We start from the raw sequence: 17400 nt of genomic DNA, 5'->3' as shown, positions 1-17400 counted from the left end.
GAGTTCCGAAAAGCAATCAAAGAGAGCAATGAGGGGCGTTGCAGTGACAAGTGCGATCTGGACTAATCAGTCGGTAGCACGGGCCTACGGCCCTCAGGTCTCTAGTCGTTACTCGTTTGAACGGAGCCAGGCCCCTCTTTGAAAAATTGAAATGGGAAAACTGATGCAGAAATACAAACCAAAATCACCTACCATTCACCATTCACCATTCACCATTCACCTGAGTCTAAGCATGGGAGACTCCCATGCTTAGACTCAAAGCGGAGTGGGAAGCTCAAAAAGCGGTAATGCTGGCCTTTCCCCATGAAGAGACCGACTGGGCAAAAGCGGGAGATCTGCAAAAATCCTACGCGCCTTTTGTAAGGATCGCCCAGGCAATCGCCTACTCCCAAAGTGTCTATATTCTCTGCCGCGACAAATCGGCAATCTCCGATCTTTTCTGCTCCAAACACAACCTGACCTTCATCGAAATGGACTATAACGATACCTGGACCCGGGATTACGGTCCCCTCAGCGCCGAGTCGGAGGGCAAACCGCTCCTGCTTGACTTCGTTTTCAACGGCTGGGGCGGCAAATACGAGGCTTCGCTTGACAACGCTGTCAACAGGACTTTACACCGAAAGGGCTACTTCGGGACGACACCGATGCGCTCCATCGACTATGTTCTGGAGGGGGGTTCCATCGAAAGCGACGGAGCGGGAACGATCCTCACCACCACCCGCTGCCTGCTCAACCCCAACCGTAACGGAGAGACAAGCAAAGAGCATGTGGAGACAATGCTCTCCGAAACGATGGGAGCCAAACGGGTCCTCTGGCTCGATCACGGATACCTGGCCGGTGACGATACCGACGGCCATATCGACACCCTGGCCCGCTTCTGCGATCCGGAGACCGTCGCCTATGTGCGCTGCGAAGACCCCGGGGATGAACACTACGAAGAGCTGAAACGGATGGAGGAACAGCTCAAAAGCTTCCGTACCGCAGAGGGTGCCCCTTACCGCCTGGTCCCCCTGCCGATGCCTCCGGCGATCTACGATGAGGCGGGGAACCGCCTGCCCGCCACTTACGCCAATTTTCTCATCACCAACAGGGCGCTGCTCTACCCCACCTACGAGAGTCGATCCACCGACCGCCGGGCTGGAGAGATTTTCAGGGAGCTCTTTCCCGATCGGGAGGTGATTCCCATCCCCTGCTCCCGCCTCATCACCCAGGGGGGAAGCCTCCACTGTTCCACGATGCAGATCGATTATTGAAACGGGGAAATGTATTGGAAACCGGCAACGAGTAACTAGAAACCGAAAGGGTGAAAAATGGGAAACGAGAGAATTTTGAAAACCGCATTGATCCAGCAACGCTACCGAGGCAGCAAAGAGGCCACCGTCGCCCATACAACGGAGAAGATTGCCGAAGCCGCCGAAGGCGGAGCCGATCTGGTGATCCTGCAGGAGCTTCACCAGAGTGAATACTTTTGCCAGTGTGAAGAGACGCGTTTCTTCGACCATGCCGCCGACTTTGAAAGCGACATGGAGGGCTGGAGCCGCGTGGCCGCCGAACATCGGGTCGTGCTGGTGACTTCCCTTTTCGAAGAGCGGGCCCCGGGACTCTACCACAACACCGCCGTCGTCTTCGACTCCGACGGCTCCGTCGCCGGAAAATACCGCAAAATGCATATTCCCGATGATCCCGGCTTCTACGAAAAGTTCTATTTTACCCCCGGGGATCTGGGCTTCGAACCCATCGATACTTCAGTCGGCAGGCTCGGGGTCCTGGTCTGCTGGGACCAGTGGTATCCCGAAGCGGCCCGGATCATGACTCTCAAGGGGGCGGAGGTCCTGATCTACCCCACGGCCATCGGCTGGCTGGAGTGCCCCACCGACCGTCACGACGAGCTCTGCGAAAAGGAGAACACCGTCGAGGAACGACAAAAGATGCTGGAAGCCTGGATCGCGGTGCAGCGGGGCCATGCCGTGGCCAACGGCGTGCCGGTACTCACCGTCAACCGGGTCGGCTTGGAAAAAGATCCCAGCGGACAGCTGGGCGGGATCCGCTTCTGGGGCCGCAGCTTCGTTTTTGGCCCTCAGGGGGAGCCCCTGGCGATGGCCGGAGAGGAGGAGACAATCCTCCGAGTGGATCTGGATAGGAAAGCCAACGCCGAAGTGCGAAAAATCTGGCCCTTTCTGCGGGATCGGCGCATCGACGCCTATGAGGAGCTTCTCCGGCGCTACTGCCTTCCTTGATCCGAATCAAGCGAACAAGTTTCAAATCTGATAAAATTAGTCTTATTTAAAGAGAAGGAGTTCTATGTCATTGGATATCAGCCCCGTCGTCAAAGGGGAAAAGGTTCATTTCAAAAATCCCGGTAAGCGCTTCTACGAGGCTATCGGCGGCGAGGAGGGGATGATAAAACTGATGTATCGCTTCTACGACAAGATCTACGAGAGCGACATCGCCCACTTCTTCCCTCAGGATGAGGAGGAGTTCGCCAAGGTCAAAGAGAAAAACAGCCGTTTCTTCATCCAGATCTGCGGCGGTCCCAAGGTCTACGAAGACGAAGCCAAGGGAATGGACCTCAACGAATATATGATTCGTGTCCATGACGACTTCTCCATCAACGAAAAAGCGCGCATCGAATGGCTCGGGACGATGCGGGAGGCGCTGGATGAAGTAAAAGAGGTGGATGAAGCAATCAAAAGGGAGTTCTGGGACTATCTGGATCAATTCTCCAAACTCACCGTCAACAGTTTCAGCGACGGCAGCGAATACTACGCCAGCTACACTCAGGCCCAGGAGGAGAAATCCGCCAACTAAGCTCTCTGAAAAAACCCAAGCGTTACGTTTGTGTCATCCTGAACTTGAGGATCTACGGCTTAACGAGCATTCAAAGCCCTGGGTTCCGGGTCAAGCCCGGAATGACGGTTGTTTTTCAGAACACTCAACTTTTCAAGTGTTCTGTAGAGAAGCAAAATCTTGGTGGTGGGCAAACCACCAGCAGAGCCCGTAAAGCAACCCCGGCGTTCTGGCCACCTTCTCATCCTCCATCAGCTGATGGGCCGCAGCGGGGTCCAGTTCCAGAACCTCGATCTGCTCTTCTCCCGGAATCCCCCCTCCCTGACTCACACGCATCGACTCTACCACCTCCGCATAGTAGAGGTTCTGCCGGCTCCCGGCAAAACCGACAGAGGTATAAAAGGAGGTGATCTTCCGCAGTCGGGCAGGGTCGATCCGGAATCCGCACTCCTCCTCCACCTCCTCCGCGGCCACCTCCTCGGGGGAGTGCCCCGCTTTGTCGAGCAGCCCGGCACAGAGTTCGACGGTCATTCCCTCCCGGTTGTGCAGATAGACGGCGGGGCGAAACTGCCTCACCAGGACAAATCGTTCATGTTCCCGATGCCAGATCAGGATCGCCACACTGTCCCCGGCTTCCAGCACCTCCCAGCTCTTCTCCATCCCGTCCTGGGTATAGCGGGCAAGATGGGGATGGATATAGGCCCCCTTCCGCAAAGGTTCCAGCCGAAAGTTGTCAATGGTATGCCGCATTTAGATCTCCTTTGGATTTAGGGGATGAAAAGAAGCCTGATCCTCTCCGCTTTTTTCCATATTCTTCTCCGAGACAGAGATGTTGAGATCATCGATTCGGACAAAATTCTCTTCATAATCTTCCCACTGGTAGGCGGAAGGCTCTCTTTTCAAGGCCTCGATCAGATGTTTTTTGAGTCTCTTGGCTCCCTTGATGGGAACCTTCTTCGTCTTGACGATGGTATATTTTTCCATCTTTTGTCGCCGAGTCGTTACCTTGCGGATCCGGACCCCTTTGCTCCGACTTCCCAGATACTTCATCGGATTGACCGCCCGGCCGTTTTTGTAGAGGCCGAAGTGCAGATGCGGTCCGGTACTACGGCCGGTACTGCCTACTTTGCCGATGACGGTTCCCGAAGCGACATAGTTTCCCACGTGTACCAGCAGCCGGCTTTGATGCGCATAGAGAGAGACGAAACCGCCCGCATGGCGGATCTTGATGACCTTGCCATACCCCCGCATCCAACCGGCATAGATCACTTTTCCTTTGGCGACGGCATGAATCGGCGTTCCGCGTCTGGCCCCAAAATCGACCCCCAGATGGGGACGGTAACGATGAAGAATCGGATGCCATCGCTTGTAGGTAAAAGGGGAGGTGATCCGGGCACCGGGGACCGGAAAGGTAAAACGTTTTCCCCTGATATTCTCCCGAATCGTCTTTGTGACGGTATAGCTGACTGCCCGCTTTCCGGTGCGGGTATAGCGTACATGCTTCTCCACATCCTCCCAGGCGTTCCCTGCCTCGTCCACAAAGATAAAGTGCCGTTTCCCTCGGGTCGAGAGCACCGCCCCCCGAATCTCCGGCTGCCCCCAAGGCTTGCCCAAGCGGGACTTCTGTCGATAGGCAAAAGCGAGACGATCCCCCGACCGGAGATGACGGAAATCCACCGCCCCCTTGTAGAGATGTTTCAGAAGAAAGCCCAGCCGGGGATTCTGCGTCTGCCGGTCGATGTCGGCATAGCAGCTCTGTCGGATCTCCACCCTCGGCGTATCCTCCACCTGACGATAGACAATGGGAATGATGTCAAAATGATATTTTCCGCTACGAAGATCACGACGGAGTTGAATCTGCATCTCTTCTCCGATAGGAATCAGAGCCTGCAGAAGCCTCGCCCCCTCTTTGAGTTCATAAAAAGGTTCTCCCGCCTGAATCTCTGAGAGATATTTCGCATCTTCGGGAGCGATCGTTTTGAAGAGTTCCAGCGGAACCCCGTTACGCTGCAGGTATTCAGAAAAGGTCTCACCCGCTTTCCACACCGAGGAGGAGACCTCTGCTCCCAAGAGCCAGGTACCGAGAAGCAGCGCCAGCCAGTAAATACGCAAAAAGCCTCCTGATTTTTGGGCGTATTATAGCGTAGGCTCTCTTCTTATCTTAGTTTCAATGCAGAGTCAGTATAATCAAAAAACATCAAAATATAGAGGCAATCACTGCCGTGTTAAAAAAGGATAAAAACGTGAAAAAATTGTTCAGAAATCTTTGGGGGATTATCATGTTTTTCCCTCTTGTTCTCGCCGCCGGCTTTTTCCCGCCGACGGTTCACAGCACCGTCAAATCCGTCGACGGCAACCGAATCATCCTCAACAAAGCACTGCCCGTCAACGGCATGAGCGGTGTGGTGATTCACAACTTCGGCAAGGGACGGGAAGCCATCACCTCAATCCTGGTCCAAACCGCTCCCGGTGTCGCCGTCGTCCGCAAAGGCGATCTCCTGGATCACAAGGGGCTCCCCACTCCCAAAGACCTCGCGGCTCCCGGCGACAAAGTGATCGGGGGCTACCTCTACAGCAACGTTCTGGTCCTGGCTCCCAACGCCCAAACCTATGCCAAAATCACCCGCAGCGGCGGACGTTTTTGGGTCCATCCCGATCTCTATGCCGCCTTCCTGGCCCGGGAGGGGGACTCGACCCCTTCCCCTTCCAATCTCTCGAAATTTGCCAAAGAAGCGCAGGTGGGATTGATCTATATCGTCCAAAAAAACCGGGCAATCCTCTTCGATCCCCTCAGCGGCAAGATCGTCGGAAGCACACCCTTCACGCCGGTAGGGACCGAGACCAAATACCCCTTTTACAACCGCTTCAGCAAAATCAACGCAGGATTTTTCGGCAGCAGTTCCGACGGTGATTACTACAAAAGTGTGGGAGCCATCCGATGATCGATCCGAAGCATCTGGAGGCTCTCTCGGGAATTGTCGGCGCCGAGAATCTCCATAGTGACAAGGCGCATCTCCGTGCCTACAGCTACGACGCTACCCGGACCTACTATGAACCTGACGCCGTGGTCTTCCCCCGTCACGAAGAGGATGTGAGTCGGATTCTGATCTACTGCAATCACCACGGCATTGCCATCGTTCCCCGGGGGGCCGGCAGCGGTTTTACCGGGGGAGCTCTACCGGTGAACGGCGGCATCGTCCTGGCCATGGAGAGACACATGAACAAGATCCTCGAGATCGACATGGAAAATATGCTCGCCATCGTCCAGCCCGGCGTCATCAACAAGGATCTCCAGCGCCATGTGGAAGAGCTGGGACTTTTCTATCCTCCCGATCCCGCCAGCGAAGAGTACTCCACTTTGGGAGGCAACGTCAGTGAAAACGCGGGGGGCATGCGGGCGGCCAAGTACGGCCTGACCAAAGACTACGTCATGGCGCTGCGGGCCGTCCTCCCCAACGGAGATATCATCCGGGCCGGCAAACGCACCATCAAGGATGTGGCCGGCTACAATGTCGCCGGAATCCTCATCGCCAGTGAAGGAACCCTAGCGGTGATCACCGAGATCACCCTCAAACTGATCCCCAAGCCCAAATATGCCAAATCCTATATGGGAATCTTCCCCGATGTGGAGGCGGCCATGAACGCCGTTTTCAAATCCCTGGCCGAGGGGGCCAATCCGGTGGCGATGGAGTTTCTCGACGCTCTGGTGGTCAAAGCGGTCAAAGAGAAGCTGGGAATCGAGCTCCCCGAAGAGGCCGGCGCCCTGCTCATCGGCGATGTGGACGGCAATGTCCCCGAAGAGGTGGATTTTCAGCTCAAAGTGCTGGAGGAGTCCTTTCGGGAAAACGGAGCCCAGGAGTTTCGCGTCGCCGAAGACCCGGCGGAGAGAGAGAAGATTTGGAAAGGGCGGCGGGGGGCCTCTCCCTCCATCACGATCTACGGCAGCAAAAAGCTCAATGAAGATATCTCCGTTCCGAGGAGTATGCTCCCGAAAGCCCTCAAAGCGATCTATGCCATCGGGGAGAAGTACGGCCTGGTCGTCCCCTGCTTCGGCCACGCCGGCGACGGAAACATCCACGTCAACGTCATGGTAGACGGCAGCGATCCCGAGGAGCTGGAGAAGGGGCACAAAGCGATCCGGGAGATCTTCGAACTGGTTGTGGAACTGGGCGGCACCCTCAGCGGAGAGCATGGGATCGGCCTGAGCAAAGCGGAATTTATGGAGATCGCCTTCAGTCCCGCCGAGCTGCAGCTCTTCAAATCGATCAAGAAGGCCTTCGACCCCAACGGCATCCTCAATCCCGGGAAGATGGGGCTGTAGGCAGTGAGTCTGCCGACAAATGAAAAAAGAGAAATGAAAAACTCTTTTCCCTCTTCTGCTTCATTTTTTCATCTTCTATTCTTCTATTCAAACAGATGAAAGCGTTACAAAGCAACGTCATCCGAAACCATTCACCTTTAACCATTCATCATTCACTCGATTTCAAGGATCGCCCATGGCGCTCCTGAAAATCGGAGTCCTCTCCGATCCCCATCGCCGTAGCAACCTACAGCGGGAGGCGATCGGGAAACTGCTGGAAGAAGGAGCCGAGTACTTCCTGCACGCCGGGGATCTCTGTCTCGAAGAGAATCTTCGCCAACTGGCCGATGCCGGGATCCCCTACGCTGCCGTCTTCGGCAACAACGACCGCTCCCTCCATCCCCTGGCAGACAAGTATCGCATCCGGCCTGAGCCCTGGTATTTCAAAATCGGGGATCTAAAGGTGAAGATGATGCATCTGCCCTACTATATGACCCCGGATACCGATCTGGTGATCTACGGTCACACCCACCGTTTCAACGCGGAACTCAAAGGGAGCACCTTCTACCTCAACCCCGGAGAGATCTGCGGGAGAGAGAGCGGTCATTGTGACGTAGCCCTTTTGGAGTTCGACGAGACCTCCCGCAGCGCTCGAGTGCAGCACTTTTATCGTCCTCTGACTTCGGACGCCTCCTGGCAAGAAGAGTCAATCACCCTTATCTCATAAAGCATTCTCGGAAGCTCTTACACTCTGCAAATAGCGTTGCAAAGAGGCTATCAGAGCGTCATGGAGTCTGACATAACGCCGGATCTCTTCCTCGAGCTCCTCTAGTTTCCCGTACATCAGGTCACGGTAAACCACTTTGGCACTCTGATGGAGCTCCATCGCTCCGATGCTACCGCTAAGGCCCAGCAGATCCAGAAAAATCTCACGCAGCGCCTTCTCATCCTTTTCACTATAGCGCTGCAGAATATATTTGCCTGTCTCTCGATAGGCATCGGCAAAGCCCTGGAAAAGTTCTTCCAACAGGACTTCGTTATCGTTGACATTGGCCAAAGCACTCTGCCAATCGATTCCGGCCGGTCTCGTCACCGTCACAGCTTCTTCTGCGGATTTCACTTCGCCGCTTTGGGGGAGATAGAGCTCAAAGAGTGTATAAAGTTTTCCCAACTTCAGAGGCTTCTCGATAAACCCGTCCATCCCTACCGCTTCCATCCGATCGATTTCACTTTTCATGTTGAGGGCTGACAAAGCGATCATCGGCAGGGAGATCCCCCCATCCATCTTGCGAATGGCTTTTGTAGCCTCGTACCCGTCCATTACGGGCATATTGATATCCATCAGAACCAAGTCAAAACTTCCCGACGGTGACGTGTTCACCGCCTCAACCGCCTCTCCGCCGTGCCGCGCCGCGGTGACCCGGATACCCGAACCTTCCAAAATCTTCAACAACATACGGAGGTTGATCTCGTTATCTTCGACAACCAGGAGATTCGCCCCGGCAAATCGCTGAAAATCATTCAGTGAAACCTTGTCTTTCTCCTGATAGTTCCGAACAAAACTTTTTCGCAGAGAGCGAAGCTCCCCGGACGTTTTTACCTCAGAAGTTTTATGGCGGCTATAAAGATCCAGAATCAATTCGAAAACGCGCTCCTGATTCATCGGTCGGTTGGCACGACGATCCACGACCCCCTCGGCAATCGGCTCGCCGGCAGACTGAAAAAGGTTGCGCAGCGCCACCACTTTGAGCGCATGCTCCGCTTTGATCGCACGAAGCCTTTCTATCAGGACAGGCCCCAGAAGCGCCTCGTCGACCAACAGGAGATCAAAGGATTCGAATTTCGGAACTTTGCGTTCAAAAACCTCTGCCTCCAAGACGGTAACGCGGTGGCGGAAGTAGGCAAACATATCTTTCAGGGCCAGCGAAGCCTCGTAGTTCTGATTGACAATCAACACGTCTTTTTGAATAAGCTCGCGTTGGGGTAGACGATATTTTCGTTGATCCTCCTCCTCGAGAGGTTCCAGAGGCAGGGAGATGTCGATGAGGAGTTCCCCACCCGCGGCGGATCGGTAGAGATGAATGCCACCCCCCAGCAACTCCGCCAATTCCGATGCCACATAAAGACCCAACCTTTGATATTCGTCACGCTTTTCATCATAGACGGGTGTAAAAAAATCTTCGGAAACATTTTCATCTTCCGCCGGCAGAAAATAGAGACGCATCTGCAGATCGATCCCCCCCTCATAGGGGCGATTGGCTTCAAGCCGCAAGCGAACCTGATCTCCCGTCGTCGTCTTCAGCGCATAGCTCAAAAGTTTCCCCAGTATCTCAACCATATGGGCAAAATCCCCCCGAACTTTTCGGGGAAGATTCCTGTCCATTTCAAAGATCAGTTCCGACGCGGTCTCGCCGACCTCGGCGGCCAAGACTTCCATGACCGCATCGAGCATTTTGTTGAGGTTGAACTCCTCTTCCTCGATCGTGACATTCCCGGCTTTCAGCTTCAAAAACGCTACGAGATTCGTTGCATTCTCCACCATACGGTTTTCGATCGCTATCACCTCTTTGAGTTGATCTTCCAGCTGAGGCTCCGGAGCCTTCTCCTGCAAACGGCGGGTCTGCTCCGCCACATTTTTACCGAGCTGATAGATCTCTTCTCCCATCCGACTGAAAAGATTGTGCAGTCGCTTCTCCATCTCTTTCTGTTCCTCTTTGATCCGCTTCTGCCGTTCTTTGAGTTTGTTGATCTTTCGGGAGGTAAAAAAGAGCCCCAAAACACTGGTCAGGGCCATTGCAAAAAGAGCAATCCAAAGTAACCAATAATCTTTCATGCCGCATCTCCTGATTTTCGCATCGTCATCTTCTCCTATTCCTTTGAGCAAATGTTTCGATATTTTAGCCAGATAGGGTTGAGAGATATACCTACATTCCTCTTTATAACAATGTTTACAAATTTATATGTTCTATTCCCGGTATAATTCGGCCAATAAGTCTTTGAAGCATTAAGAATTACAAAGAGAAGAAAGAGAAAAATTCAAGAAACAGGTCAAATTTATCCAGTTTTTTAAGAAATATCAAAAAGAAGGACCGGAAGAAGTCATGAATTCGGCGAAGACAGTATTTCTCTGTGCCATCAACAATGTCCTGAGCGGTGCCTGCAACGAAGACTGCAAATTCTGTACCCAGAGCGTCCGATACAAAGCGGCGATCGAACGCTACACTTTCAAAGCGGAAGAGCAGGTCCTGCAGGAAGCACGGGAAGCGGCAGCTAATGGAGCCCTAGGCTACTGTCTCGTGACTGCCGGCAAAGGACTGGATGATCGGATGACCGACACCATCGCTCGTCTGGCCCGACGACTCAGCACCGAACTCCCCAACCTCCGACTCATTGCTTGCAACGGCACCGCCGGCGAGGAGCAGCTGCGCTATCTCAAAACCCACGGTATCGCCAGTTACAATCACAATCTGGAAACCAGCGAACGCTACTACCCCTCCATCTGCACCACCCACAGCTGGCAGGAGCGCTATGCCACCTGCGAAGCTGTCCGCTCTGTCGGCCTCTCCCTCTGCAGCGGAGGAATCTTCGGCATGGGAGAGAGCCCGGAAGACCAGGAGAGCTTGCTGCAGAGCCTTTGTACACTGAATCCGGACTCGGTCCCCCTCAACTTCTACATCCCCAACCCTGCCCTGCCGATTCCCGAACGGACGATCGACCGGGAAGGGGCCCTGGCGGTGATTCGGCGAACCCGGCAGCTGCTCCCTGACCTGCCCCTGCTGATGGTCGCCGGAGGACGGGAAGCCCTTTTCGGCGGCGCGGAACAATCGATGTTCGAGGCCGGCGCCAATGCCATCGTCATCGGCAACTACCTCACCACACCCGGCGAAGCACCCGACCGGGACCGACAGCGTCTCCGGGAACTGGGATACACCATCGCAACGGAATGCCATGGCACCTGATGTCCTTCTGATCCTCACCCTCTCCGTCACTCTCTGGATCTCTCCCTTTCTAGCCAAAGCATTAAGGATCCCCACTCCGCCGATTGAGATCATTCTGGGGACGCTCCTGGCCGCCGCAGGGTTCCTCCATGAAAACCGCTATTTCGACCTGATCGCCGAGATGGGATTCCTCTACCTGATGTTTCTGGCGGGAATGGAGGTCAATCTCAAAGAGATATCTGAAAGCCCTCGTCTGGTGATCCGGCAGGCAATTCTGTTTGTCCTCACGCTTGGGATCCTGGCCGTTGCTTCGGGCCTTCTTCTCAATTTTTCGCCTATTGTCATCGCCTCACTCCCGCTGATCTCCATCGGCCTGCTCGCCTCGTTGACCAAGATCTACGGCCGAAGTCAGCCCTGGCTCAATCTCTCCATCATTGTAGGCGTTCTCGGTGAGATCGCCAGTATCGCCGCCCTGACGATTCTCGACGCCGCCAGCAATGTAGGATTCGGCTGGGAGTTGGTGTTTCAAATTTCCTATCTTCTCTTTTTCATCGCGGCAATCTATCTGACCTATCGGCTGCTCCAACTCCTCTTCTGGTGGTTTCCCGAACTCAAAAAGAAACTGATGCCCAGCCGGGACAGCTCCGATCAGGATATCCGCTTGGCCATGGCCCTTTTCTTTCTGCTGATCACCGTCATGATGATCCTCCATCTGGAGTTGGCCCTGGGAGCCTTCATCGCCGGCGTGGCTATCAGTGCCTTTTTCCACCACGAGAAGAGTCTGGAGGAGAAGATGTCCAGCTTGGGCTTCGGCTTTCTGGTCCCTCTCTTTTTCATCCATGTCGGCGTCTCCTTCGATCTCAGCGCACTCTTCCTTCCCGGCGTTTTCACCGGAGCGCTGTTGATCACCGGCGTCATGATTCTCCTTCGTCTCATCGCCGCCTATCCCCTCCGTCGCCTCTCAGACACGCTGGATGCCGTCAGTGTCGCCTTCGCACTCTCCATGCCCCTGACCCTGCTCATCGCCGTCGCCACCATCGGATACGATACCGGCAATATCGACCGCATCACCTATTACGAGCTTATTTTGGCCAGCCTTTTCGAAGTGATCATCGCTATGTCCGCGATCAAAATCATCGCACGCTATCGGGAACGGAAAAAACGGGAAGAGTGGAAAAGGGAGAAACAGGAAGCTCTCAGTTCCCGGTGATCTGCAAAAACTCGAAATACTGCTTCTGAAGTTTCTGATTTTCCTGCTGTAGATGTTTTTTTTCGGCCTGCAGTTGGGCCTTTTCACGATAGAGACCGTTGAGGACTTCCAAAGAGTTCTCCCCGAAGAGCAATACGCCTACATAGAGGCCGAAGAGAAGGATACCGATGACGATCAGCACAAGACTCCGCAGGGAAAAGCCGAACCACTCCGGCCGGCCCCTCTCCCTTCCCTCTGCTGTGGACATCGGGACGCTTAGAAGAGCTCGCCGCCGAGATACTCGAACTCGCCCAGTTCCTCTTCGATGGCCAGCAGGCGGTTGTACTTGGCGATCCGCTCGCTCCGGGCCGTCGATCCGGTCTTGATCTCGCCGGTATTGAGGGCTACGGCGAAATCGGCGATGAAGCTGTCCTCGCTCTCACCGGAGCGGTGACTCATGACACAGCGGTAGCCGTGGCGCTGAGCCAGACGGACGGTGAGCATCGTTTCGCTGACGGTGCCGATCTGGTTGGGTTTGATGAGGATCGCGTTGGCGATCCCCCGATTGATCCCCTCGGCCAGAATGTTGGCGTTGGTAACAAAGAGGTCATCCCCGACCAGCTGGACTTTGTCGCCCAGTCGCTCGGTCAGCTCTTTCCAGCCCTCCCAGTCATCTTCACTGAGACCGTCTTCGATGGAGACGATGGGATATTTGGCGACCAGCTCCTCGTAGTAGCCGATCAGTTCGCTGCTGCTCAGCTCCCGGTTTTCCGACTTGAGCACATATTTGCCGTTTTCGCCTACCAGTTCGCTGGAGGCGACGTCCAGGGCGATCACTACATCTTCACCCGCTTTGTATCCGGCCTTTTCGATCGCCTGCATGATCACCTGAATCGGCTCTTCGTTGTTGCTCAGGTTGGGGGCGAAACCACCCTCATCGCCCAGGGAAGTGCTGTGGCCCATTTCATGAAGGATCTTCTTGAGGGTGTGGTAGATTTCGCTACTGGCCCGCAGAGCTTCGCTGAAGGTCTCGAACCCGGTGGGCATGATCATATATTCCTGAAAATCCACGTCGTTGTCCGCGTGCTCTCCGCCGTTGATGATATTGAGCATCGGCACCGGCATCACTACGGCATTGGCACCGCCGAGATAGCGATAGAGAGGGACTTTGAGAGAGTTGGCCGCCGCCCGGGCAACCGCCATGGAGACCCCGAGCACAGCATTGGCTCCCAGGTTGGAGTAGTTGTCGGTGCCGTCGAGCTCCTTCATCATCACGTCGACCTCCGCCTGGTTGAAGGGGCTCATGCCCACCAGAGCTTCGGCGATCCGATTATTGACATTCTCACACGCCGTCAGCACCCCTTTGCCCAGATAACGCTGGGGATCGCCGTCGCGCAGTTCCAGCGCCTCCCGCTTGCCGGTACTGGCCCCGCTGGGGACGATGGCATCGGCCACCGTTCCGTCGCTCAGGCGTACCGTGGCACGGACCGTGGGATTGCCCCGGCTGTCAAGTACCTCATCTGCTGTGATATCTTCGATAAAGACCATAGAACTTCCTTTCTCTCGTTTGATGGCTTATTTTACCCAATCCAACGTGAAGTACGGATGATGAAATATTAGGAAGGAAAAAGAGGAAAAGTAGGAGGAGCCGGGAAACGCTCCCCCGGAAATTGGGAAGGAGACTGAACTACTCTCCGCTTTCGGCGATCTCTTTCTCATCCATCGCCAAGCCCTCTCCAAAGCCCAGTGCCTCCTTGATCTTGCTCTCGATCTCAGCCCGAAGCTGCGGGTCCTCTTTGAGGGTCTGTTTGGCATTCTCTTTGCCCTGACCCAGCTTTTGGGGGCCGTAGCTGAACCAAGCCCCCAATTTGTCGATGATGTCGAGTTTGACGCCGTAGTCGATAAGCTCTCCCTCCTGGCTGATCCCTTCGCCGAACATGATGTCAAACTCCGCCTGGCGGAAGGGAGGAGCCACCTTGTTCTTGACCACTTTGGCCTTGACCCGGTTTCCGATCTGAGACTCTCCCTGTTTCAGCGTAGCGATCCGGCGGACGTCGATCCGTACCGAAGCGTAGAACTTCAGGGCGTTTCCTCCCGTGGTAGTCTCCGGAGAGCCGTAGCCCATGGTACCGATCTTCATCCGGATCTGGTTGATGAAAATGACGGTGGTGTTCATCTTGTGAAGGATTCCGGTGAGTTTCCGTAGCGCCTGGCTCATGAGCCGCGCCTGCAGCCCCACATGGGTGTCTCCCATATCCCCTTCGATCTCGCTTTTGGGCGTCAGGGCTGCCACCGAGTCCACGACCACCAGATCCACTGCACCACTGCGGGCTACCGTCTCCAGAATATCCAGCGCCTGCTCTCCGAAATCGGGCTGGCTCACCAGCAGGTTGTCGATATCGACGCCCAGGTTCTTGGCATAAAGCACATCCAGGGCGTGCTCCGCATCAATGAAGGCGCAGACCTTCCCCTCCTTCTGGGCCGAGGCGATGGTCTGCAGCGCCAGGGTGGTCTTTCCCGAAGATTCGGGACCGTAGATCTCCACGATCCGCCCCTGGGGAACCCCGCCGATCCCCAGGGCCATGTCGAGACCCAGGGAACCGGTACTGATGGAGGCGATGGGTTCGATCTCTTTGTCACCCAGACGCATTAGCGTCCCTTTTCCGAAGGTCTTGTCGATCTGTTTGATCGCCATATCCAGTGCTTTCTGTTTCTGAGGATCCATAGCCATTTTCTATCCTTTTATTCCGATCTAGGTCTCTGAAAACATCTTTGAGAGGTTTCACTCGATGGCGACAAAGAAGCACTCAACCCGTGAAACGGGAGCTTGCGTTCGACTGCCGAAGCTATCAAGTGAAACCGGAATTTTTCAGGGAACTTAGTCGTCAATATGATAATTTGATGTGATTTTATCACTATCTCCCTACGGAGGGGATGAAAATTTCAAAATGTCATTTTTGGATAAAATAGCACCATTCCAATCCCGGAGCTACCATGACCGTTCACCTGGCCCATTCCCCCGACGCCGACGATATCTTTATGTATTATGCCATCCGTTTCGGGTGGGTCGATACCCGGGACTACCGTTTCGAAAACGTCGGACTCGACATCGAAACCCTCAACGTCGAAGCCCTCAAAGGCACCTATGACGTCAGTGCCATCAGTTTCGGACTCTACCCCCTGATCCGGGAGGACTATGCCCTGCTGCGAACCGCTGTCAGCTTCGGAGAGGGATACGGGCCCAAGCTGATCAAACGCAAAGGCAAACGGCTGCGTCGCAACTTCAAAGTGGCACTCTCGGGACGCTACACCACCAACGCCATGCTGGTGCGGATCTACTATCCCCAGGCCCGCCCGGTCTATATGAACTTCCTCGAGATCGAACAGGCGGTCCTCGACGGCACCGTCGATGCGGGCGTGCTCATTCACGAATCGATTCTCGATTTTGACGAGAACCTGGAGGTGGAGAAGGAGGTCTGGGAGATCTGGCGGGAGCTGGCCGGGGCCGATCTGCCTCTGCCTCTGGGAGGAATGGCCCTGCGCCGCAGCCTGCCCCTCAACCGCGCCATCGAGATCGAAAAGATCCTCACCGACGGGGTCCGCGTCGCCAACCAACGCAAAGAAGAGCTCTGCCGCCTCCTGGAGGAGCAACAGCTGGTACGGATCTCCGACGAACTGCTCGACCGCTACCTCAATATGTACGCCTCCGAAGAGAGCGCCGAACTCTCCGACCGGCAGCTCGAAGCCCTCGACCGCCTCTACGCCATCGGCTACGAGCACGACCTCTGGGAGTGTCCCATCAAGACAGAGGAGTATCTGATCCCCAGGGAGTATGACGAATGGAGGAATCTGTGATTCCTCCATTCGAGTTATTGGTTATTGGTTATTGGTTATTGGGTGCAGGGCTTCAGCCCTGCAATGCGGGACTGAAGTCCCGCCTCCAAAAAGATGCGTTGCGAAGCAATACCCCGAAATTCTCAATTCTCAATTCTCAATTCTCAATCAAAAAACGGTTCCTCACTCGCGGAGAGGAATATGTTTCTTAAAACAATTGATTTTTCAAAATACTCCAGCATCAAAATCGGCCCCGCCGTCGACGTGCTGATGATCGAAAAAGAGGATGAGATTCCCGAAGACCGCTACCTGATCGGCGGGGCCAACAACCTGTTGCTCTCCCCCACGCCGCCTCCCCTGATGATGCTCTCAAAGAATTTCGACTACTGCCGCATCGAGGGTGATATGCTGGAGATCGGTGCCGCCACTCCCACGGGGAAGATTCTCAGCTTCGCCCGCAAAAACGATTTGGCCGGTTTCGAATTCGTTGCCAAACTTCCCGGAACCCTGGGCGGGATGCTGGCGATGAACGCCGGGGTCAAAAGCCACGAGATCTTTCCGCTGCTGGCGTCGATCCGCATCGGCAACGCATGGGTCCCGGCCAAAGAGATCGAACACGGATACCGCTATGCCCGGCTCCCTGGCATCGCCACCGCCGCCTGCTTTCCCATCCGGCGGGGCTATGACGAAAGCCTGCGCCGGGAACTCCTGACACTGCGAAACAATCAACCCAGGGAACCCAGTGCCGGCAGCGCCTTCAAGAACCCGCCGGGAGACTATGCCGGACGGCTCATCGAAGCGGTGGGGCTCAAAGGATACCGCCGGGGAGGGATGGCCTGGAGTGACATTCATGCCAACTTCCTTGTCAACCTTGGCGGGGGAACCTATGACGAGGCGATCACCCTGATCAACCTGGCCAAAGAACGGGTGATGGAGCGCTTTGGCATCCCCCTGGAAGAGGAGATCAAAATCCTCTCCGCTTGACAGGGTGTCAGCCTTCCGACAATCGGTCCGATGTGACGGTTGACAGGCGGATTAACCCTTTTTCTTCCCCAAAGGGTGCGCTTTCATATACTCTTTGAGCTTCTGGGCACTTCCCAACTTGGTATAGATCTGGGTCGTCGCCATACTGGAGTGACCCAGCAGTTCGCTCACATCGGAGATCCGTGCGCCGTGCTCCAGCAGATGGGTGGCGAAGGAGTGGCGCAGCTGGTGGGGAGTGGCTTTGATCCCATGGGAGCGGAAGAGTTTCTGAACCCGGTAGCGCAGCTGGGCAACGCTCATGGGGGCGTTTCCTTTTTCGAAGAGGTACGCTCCGCCGGGATGGACAGAGAGATAGGCCTCCAAAAGCT

17 protein-coding genes are annotated in these 17400 nt (G+C 55.2%); 10 read left to right on the top strand and 7 right to left on the bottom strand.

The features are described 5' to 3' along the window. The first annotated feature begins 245 nt into the window (after nucleotides 1-245). The 3 genes from F8I07_RS09260 (at nucleotide 246) to F8I07_RS09250 (ending at nucleotide 2808) form a co-directional block, all read left to right on the top strand. On the top strand, nucleotides 246-1253 hold the full coding sequence (locus F8I07_RS09260; protein WP_292658738.1) for an agmatine deiminase family protein: 1008 nt from the start codon (nucleotides 246-248) through the stop codon (nucleotides 1251-1253). A 75-nt stretch (nucleotides 1254-1328) separates the two neighbouring features. Beyond that, nucleotides 1329-2237: a carbon-nitrogen hydrolase gene (locus tag F8I07_RS09255; RefSeq protein ID WP_292658741.1), complete on the top strand. Its 909-nt coding sequence runs from the start codon at nucleotides 1329-1331 to the stop codon at nucleotides 2235-2237. Between the two features lie 64 nt (nucleotides 2238-2301). Continuing rightward, nucleotides 2302-2808, top strand: a complete 507-nt coding sequence (locus tag F8I07_RS09250; RefSeq protein ID WP_292658735.1) for a globin — start codon at nucleotides 2302-2304, stop codon at nucleotides 2806-2808. Between the two features lie 132 nt (nucleotides 2809-2940). On the opposite strand, the gene F8I07_RS09245 is transcribed toward F8I07_RS09250, so the two are convergent. Continuing rightward, nucleotides 2941-3537: an NUDIX domain-containing protein gene (locus tag F8I07_RS09245; RefSeq protein ID WP_292658732.1), complete on the bottom strand. Its 597-nt coding sequence runs from the start codon at nucleotides 3535-3537 to the stop codon at nucleotides 2941-2943. After that, a complete protein-coding gene (locus F8I07_RS09240) occupies nucleotides 3538-4899 on the bottom strand; it encodes a peptidoglycan DD-metalloendopeptidase family protein (RefSeq protein ID WP_292658729.1) in 1362 nt (453 codons plus the stop codon). Between the two features lie 131 nt (nucleotides 4900-5030). On the opposite strand from F8I07_RS09240, the gene F8I07_RS09235 reads away from it, so the two are divergent. The 3 genes from F8I07_RS09235 (at nucleotide 5031) to F8I07_RS09225 (ending at nucleotide 7814) form a co-directional block, all read left to right on the top strand. Further along, entirely contained in the window at nucleotides 5031-5729 is a 699-nt protein-coding gene (locus F8I07_RS09235; protein WP_292658726.1) for a plasminogen-binding N-terminal domain-containing protein, read from the top strand. After that, nucleotides 5726-7108: an FAD-linked oxidase C-terminal domain-containing protein gene (locus F8I07_RS09230; protein ID WP_292658723.1), complete on the top strand. Its 1383-nt coding sequence runs from the start codon at nucleotides 5726-5728 to the stop codon at nucleotides 7106-7108. Before F8I07_RS09235 ends, F8I07_RS09230 begins: the two co-directional genes overlap by 4 nt. A 175-nt stretch (nucleotides 7109-7283) precedes the next feature. Beyond that, nucleotides 7284-7814 (top strand): YfcE family phosphodiesterase, encoded by a 531-nt coding sequence (locus tag F8I07_RS09225; protein WP_292658720.1) that lies wholly within the window; start codon nucleotides 7284-7286, stop codon nucleotides 7812-7814. On the opposite strand, the gene F8I07_RS09220 is transcribed toward F8I07_RS09225, so the two are convergent. Beyond that, entirely contained in the window at nucleotides 7809-9920 is a 2112-nt protein-coding gene (locus F8I07_RS09220; RefSeq protein WP_292658717.1) for a response regulator, read from the bottom strand. The two genes, F8I07_RS09225 and F8I07_RS09220, sit on opposite strands and share 6 nt — an antisense overlap. Nucleotides 9921-10188: 268 nt before the next feature. Between F8I07_RS09220 and F8I07_RS09215 the strand changes: the two genes are divergently transcribed. Together F8I07_RS09215 and F8I07_RS09210 are read left to right on the top strand one after the other, a co-directional pair. Next, nucleotides 10189-11046 (top strand): biotin synthase, encoded by an 858-nt coding sequence (locus tag F8I07_RS09215; protein ID WP_292658715.1) that lies wholly within the window; start codon nucleotides 10189-10191, stop codon nucleotides 11044-11046. Further along, nucleotides 11036-12235 (top strand): cation:proton antiporter, encoded by a 1200-nt coding sequence (locus F8I07_RS09210; RefSeq protein ID WP_292658712.1) that lies wholly within the window; start codon nucleotides 11036-11038, stop codon nucleotides 12233-12235. Before F8I07_RS09215 ends, F8I07_RS09210 begins: the two co-directional genes overlap by 11 nt. Here the strand turns inward: F8I07_RS09210 and F8I07_RS09205 are convergent. The 3 genes from F8I07_RS09205 to recA form a co-directional block, all read right to left on the bottom strand. Further along, the gene (locus F8I07_RS09205) at nucleotides 12222-12482 is read right to left on the bottom strand and encodes a hypothetical protein (RefSeq protein WP_292658709.1); all 261 of its coding nucleotides are present in this window, start codon (nucleotides 12480-12482) and stop codon (nucleotides 12222-12224) included. The two genes, F8I07_RS09210 and F8I07_RS09205, sit on opposite strands and share 14 nt — an antisense overlap. 8 nt (nucleotides 12483-12490) lie before the next feature. Next, nucleotides 12491-13762 (bottom strand): phosphopyruvate hydratase, encoded by a 1272-nt coding sequence (gene eno / locus F8I07_RS09200; protein ID WP_292658706.1) that lies wholly within the window; start codon nucleotides 13760-13762, stop codon nucleotides 12491-12493. 139 nt (nucleotides 13763-13901) lie between these two features. Further along, entirely contained in the window at nucleotides 13902-14945 is a 1044-nt protein-coding gene (gene recA / locus F8I07_RS09195) for a recombinase RecA (RefSeq protein ID WP_292658705.1), read from the bottom strand. Nucleotides 14946-15208: 263 nt separating this feature from the next. Here recA and F8I07_RS09190 point away from each other — a divergent pair, with 263 nt between their 5' ends. Continuing rightward, nucleotides 15209-16069, top strand: a complete 861-nt coding sequence (locus F8I07_RS09190; RefSeq protein ID WP_292658702.1) for an MqnA/MqnD/SBP family protein — start codon at nucleotides 15209-15211, stop codon at nucleotides 16067-16069. 180 nt (nucleotides 16070-16249) lie between these two features. Continuing rightward, a complete protein-coding gene (locus F8I07_RS09185) occupies nucleotides 16250-17032 on the top strand; it encodes a UDP-N-acetylmuramate dehydrogenase (RefSeq protein WP_292658698.1) in 783 nt (260 codons plus the stop codon). 51 nt (nucleotides 17033-17083) lie between these two features. Here F8I07_RS09185 and F8I07_RS09180 read toward each other — a convergent pair. Then, a partial coding sequence (locus F8I07_RS09180; protein WP_292658695.1) for a tyrosine-type recombinase/integrase occupies nucleotides 17084-17400 on the bottom strand: 317 nt, incomplete at its 5' end.

It is taken from the genome of Nitratifractor sp., assembly GCF_015487065.1.
GTDB lineage: Bacteria > Campylobacterota > Campylobacteria > Campylobacterales > Sulfurovaceae > Nitratifractor.
The sequence above is the reverse complement of the archived record's forward strand: the minus strand, read 5'-3'. Positions and strand labels throughout refer to the sequence as shown.

Bases quoted from the DNA above. Each gene is read 5' to 3' on its own strand.
- F8I07_RS09260 (WP_292658738.1), top strand. From the start codon at position 246: ATGCTTAGACTCAAAGCGGAGTGGGAAGCTCAAAAAGCGGTAATGCTG.
- F8I07_RS09250 (WP_292658735.1), top strand. From the start codon at position 2,302: ATGTCATTGGATATCAGCCCCGTCGTCAAAGGGGAAAAGGTTCATTTC.
- F8I07_RS09245 (WP_292658732.1), bottom strand. From the start codon at position 3,537: ATGCGGCATACCATTGACAACTTTCGGCTGGAACCTTTGCGGAAGGGG.
- F8I07_RS09230 (WP_292658723.1), top strand. From the start codon at position 5,726: ATGATCGATCCGAAGCATCTGGAGGCTCTCTCGGGAATTGTCGGCGCC.
- F8I07_RS09225 (WP_292658720.1), top strand. From the start codon at position 7,284: ATGGCGCTCCTGAAAATCGGAGTCCTCTCCGATCCCCATCGCCGTAGC.
- F8I07_RS09220 (WP_292658717.1), bottom strand. From the start codon at position 9,920: ATGAAAGATTATTGGTTACTTTGGATTGCTCTTTTTGCAATGGCCCTG.
- F8I07_RS09215 (WP_292658715.1), top strand. From the start codon at position 10,189: ATGAATTCGGCGAAGACAGTATTTCTCTGTGCCATCAACAATGTCCTG.
- F8I07_RS09210 (WP_292658712.1), top strand. From the start codon at position 11,036: ATGGCACCTGATGTCCTTCTGATCCTCACCCTCTCCGTCACTCTCTGG.
- F8I07_RS09205 (WP_292658709.1), bottom strand. From the start codon at position 12,482: ATGTCCACAGCAGAGGGAAGGGAGAGGGGCCGGCCGGAGTGGTTCGGC.
- eno (WP_292658706.1), bottom strand. From the start codon at position 13,762: ATGGTCTTTATCGAAGATATCACAGCAGATGAGGTACTTGACAGCCGG.
- recA (WP_292658705.1), bottom strand. From the start codon at position 14,945: ATGGCTATGGATCCTCAGAAACAGAAAGCACTGGATATGGCGATCAAA.
- F8I07_RS09190 (WP_292658702.1), top strand. From the start codon at position 15,209: ATGACCGTTCACCTGGCCCATTCCCCCGACGCCGACGATATCTTTATG.
- F8I07_RS09185 (WP_292658698.1), top strand. From the start codon at position 16,250: ATGTTTCTTAAAACAATTGATTTTTCAAAATACTCCAGCATCAAAATC.